3 protein-coding genes and 1 pseudogene are annotated in these 3,734 nt (G+C 72.5%); 3 read left to right on the top strand and 1 reads right to left on the bottom strand.

Annotated elements, in window-relative coordinates; genetic code table 11:
- The 3 genes and pseudogenes from LzC2_RS20695 to LzC2_RS20685 form a co-directional block, all read left to right on the top strand.
- Positions 1 to 636 (top strand): annotated as a pseudogene (locus LzC2_RS20695) (hypothetical protein); the annotation flags it as partial.
- Between the two features lie 150 nt (positions 637 to 786).
- Complete coding sequence (locus LzC2_RS20690; protein WP_171189926.1) at positions 787 to 1,182, top strand: hypothetical protein; 396 nt, start codon at positions 787 to 789, stop codon at positions 1,180 to 1,182.
- A 70-nt stretch (positions 1,183 to 1,252) separates the two neighbouring features.
- The gene (locus tag LzC2_RS20685) at positions 1,253 to 2,353 is read left to right on the top strand and encodes a disk-shape morphogenesis protein volactin (RefSeq protein WP_171189925.1); all 1,101 of its coding nucleotides are present in this window, start codon (positions 1,253 to 1,255) and stop codon (positions 2,351 to 2,353) included.
- Here the strand turns inward: LzC2_RS20685 and LzC2_RS20680 are convergent.
- Positions 2,350 to 3,734 (bottom strand): PQQ-binding-like beta-propeller repeat protein (locus LzC2_RS20680; protein WP_206678844.1); only part of this gene is annotated, 1,385 nt, incomplete at its 5' end. The genes LzC2_RS20685 and LzC2_RS20680 overlap by 4 nt on opposite strands.

Here is a 3,734-nt window from a genome sequence, read left to right as displayed (position 1 = left end):
CTGCCGGACGGCACGGTGCTGGTGTTCGGGCCCGGATCGGTCACGCCGCAGCAGTGGCGGGACTTCCGCGAGGTGCCGTTCGGCGATCTCGTGCTCGAAGAGGAACCGGAACCGCTGTCGCTGGCCGGTTCGTTCGAGTCGGACCCGCCGAAAACGGACTCGGCATCGGAGCCGGCCGGGCGCATCAACCCCCGCCGCACCGCGGATGAGAGTCGCGCCGACAACGGCGCCGGCAGCCGTTCGGCCGCCGACGACGCGCTGGTGACGCCGACGCTCACGCTGCCCGCCGGCGACCCGGTGACCAGTCTGCCGGCCGCCCCGTCGAACCCGGCGAAAGACCCGGTGTACAGCCTCGCCGCCCCGGCGGACGGCTTCGGGGCGAGCGGCTTCGGAGCGAACGGGGACCGCGGTCCGCTTCGCGGCGAGGGGCAAACGGTCGTGGACGTGACGGACATGTACGACAGCGGGCCGAACGAGGTCGCGCTGCTGCCGGCTCCGGGTGCCTCGCCGTACTACGGCGACGCGATGCCCGGGAACGGTTCCAGCCTGGCGAACGACGACTCGCACCTGATGGCGCTGGAGGACTACCCGGAGATGCCGGGGCTCGGAGCGCTCAGCCCCGGCATCTCCGGGTAGTCCTCCAGCGCCCCCCAGCCGATCCCCGGCGAGTCGGCGAAGCCGATCTCGGCCGAACCGCTCGCCCCTGAGTCCGCGACGGATGCGCAGGCCGATTCGGTCTCCGCGGAGGCCGCCGGCGGGTTCCCGTGGGTCCCGGCGGGACTCGGGTTGGGCGCCCTGTTCGGCGGACTCGTCGCGTTGACGATCGCCCGGCAGTGGAAGTTCGGCATCGCGACGAGCACGCCCCGTGTCGCCGCCCAATCGGCCGCCTCGGCGCCGCCGGTCGCCGCGGAAGAGACGACCGCAACGCCCGCCGCGGCGCCGGCGCCGATCTCCCCCCGGCTGAAGATGCTGGAGGATCTGATCGCCGACCGTCTGCCGATGGACGAGGAGGAGCTTCGGTTGCCGGAATCAATCGCCCTGCACGGTCGCACCGCGGGGATGACCAAGTTGCGAATGCAGTCCGCCGAGGCGTCGATCGCGGGTCCGCGGTTCGCCGAGACCGGCGCCGGCGCCGGAGCCGAAAGCGGCGCCGCCCGCCGGACGCGTTCGGCCGCGGCCTGAGTCCGCCGCCCGCGTCCCCGTCGTCCGCCCCCCGTTTCCGTCAGCCCTTCCCGTTCCGGGTTCCCCACCGATGTCCACCACGACCCGGTCCGCCACGACCCGCCCCTGCCTGACGGTGCTGGATCTGGGCGCCCACCGCTTTCGCTCGCTGCGTCGCAGCGGCGGACGCACGATTGGTCGGAGTTGCCGGGCCGCCTACGGCACGCTGCCGGACAGCCCCGCGCGGCGTCGATTGCTCGAACAGGTGGGATTGAACTTCGCCACCACCCAGCCGAGCGACGGCGAAGAGAGCGAACTGCTGCTGTTCGGCGACGCCGCCGACGAGTACGCCAAGCTGTTCGGCACCCCCCCGCTGGCGCTGCTGCCCGGCGGCAAAGTGCCCACCGACGACCCGCCGGCCCGGCAAATCGTCGCCGCCCTGATCGATTCGCTGCTGCCGGACCCGCTGTTCGCGGATGAACGGGTGAAGGTCGTATTCCCGGGCAAGGATGCGGACCGGGACTTCCTCTCCCGCGTAATCCGTCTGCGGGGCTACGAGCCGGAAGCCGTCGACCCCGCCGAGGCGTTCGCCGCCGCGACGATGCCCGCCACCGGCTTCCGCGGCTTGGCCCTGATCTGCGGCGCCGACCGCTGGGAACTGGCCGCGGTGCTGGGCGGCAAGGTGGCCGCCCGCTGCGTCGCCGAGGGCGGCACGACCGCGTTGGACCGCCGCCGGGCCGAAGATCGGTCCGAGGTGGTTTACGAACGCGACGGCGAGAAGTATCTCGACGTCGACGCCTGCCGCCGCACCCGCGAAGAGTTCAGCGGCACGCTGCTGGACCCGATCGGCGAGGAGGAGGAAGCCGTCGCGGAACTGCACGCCGCGGCCTTGGGCGAACTGCTCGCCGAGGCCGCCGAGCGGTTCGCCAAGGAACCGGCGCTGCGGCACATTCACAAACCGCTGCCGGTGTTCTGCGGCGGCGGCGCCGCCCGCATCGCCGGCTTCCCGGAACTGGTTGAGGCCTGTTTTGCCAAGACGGAGTTCCCGATCCCCGTCGGCCCGGTCACCGCGGTGAAGGCGGACAATTACACGACCGCCCGCGGCGCCCTGATCCTCGCGGAACTCGACAACGCCGCCGCGGAGACCCTCGAATCCCGCGAACGTCTGACCGACCTCGCCGTCGCGGCCTAACGACGCCGATCGCCGGCCTCACGCCGTTCAGTCTTCGTTCCGCCGTCCTCGGGGCGATCGAACGACAGGCGGCGAAGCGTGTCGAGGTCCTTGACGAGCAAGCCGTCGGGCAGCGGAGCGGCGGGCGCCCAGGTCTGGCCCGCGGCGACGCGATGGGTGGCCAGGATCTCCGTCTCCGCCCCGCGGGCGGCGAGAACCAGTAGCGTGCCGTCGTCCTTGAGGACGAGCACGCGGCCCTCTTCCTCCCCCGCCGTCGGCGGAAGCGAAAGCAGCGTCCCGTTGGCGCCCTCGCGGCCGCGGGTCGACCACAGCAACTCGCCGGTCGCCGGGTCCAGGGCGAATAGCTGCCCGCTGCGGAGATGCGAGAAGCCGTACAGCAGGCCGTCGCAGATCACGCCGGTGCTCATGTCCAGGGCGGCGGCCTCGGTATGCCAGAGTTCTTCGACCGTCCAGCCGCTCGCCGCCTCGGGGTTGGCGGACCGGGTCGGACGCAGGGCGCGGACGCCGCGGTTCTCCGCGCCGACGATCACCGTGCCGTCGTGGATCGTGGGCGTGGGCATGTTCTGATCGCCGCCGACGTGCGGCAACGAGCTGCGCCACAGTTCGGCGCCCGTCGCAGCGTCCACGCCGAGAACCGCTTCGTGCGTCCAGGCCACGACCTGCCGAACGCCGTCGATCTCCGTGACGACCGGCGAGGAATAGCTCGCCCCGTCGCCGACCAGTTCCCACAGCGTCTCGCCGGTGCGGGCGTCGAAGGCGGTGAGGGCGCCGGCGTCGTCGTTGCCCAGGTGGACGATCACCGCCCCGTGCGGCCCCGTGTTCGGATCGAACGCCGGGGAGCCGCTGGCGCCCCAGTTCGGCCGACCGGGGGCGAAGCGATCGGCAGGTTTGCGGCTCCAGAGCGGTTCGCCGGTCTCCGCGTCCCAGGCCCGCACCGTGCCGGTGATGCTGTGTGTGAAGACCCGGCCGTCGGCGAGCAGCGGAGACGCCTTCGGACCGGCCCCGTGTCGCTCGCCGCCGGGTTGCGCCTCGAAGGGCACCGCCCAGCCTCGCCGCCAGACCGTGTCGCCGGTCGCCGCATCCAGCCGCCACAAAACCTCTTCTTCCCCCTGCCGGGCGTGCAGATAGACCCGTTCCCCGGCGACCAACGGCGATCCGTACCCCGTTCCCACCTCGACCCGCCAGCGTTCCGTGGGAGCCTGCGACCAGTCCGCCGACGGAGCGAACTCGTGTACGCGGCCGTCCCGGTTCGGCCCGAGCCAACCCGGCCAATCGGCGGATTCGGAGACGTCGGCCGGAGCGGCCAACAACGGGGCGAGCAGGAGCGCGGCGATCATCGAGCGGGGGCGGGCTGCGGGGGAGGGACGATGCAGGGTAGGAG

Origin of the sequence: Alienimonas chondri (genome assembly GCF_013036045.1) — a bacterium.
GTDB classification, from domain to species: Bacteria; Planctomycetota; Planctomycetia; order Planctomycetales; family Planctomycetaceae; genus Alienimonas; species Alienimonas chondri.
This window is presented reverse-complemented; position numbering and strand designations above follow the sequence as displayed.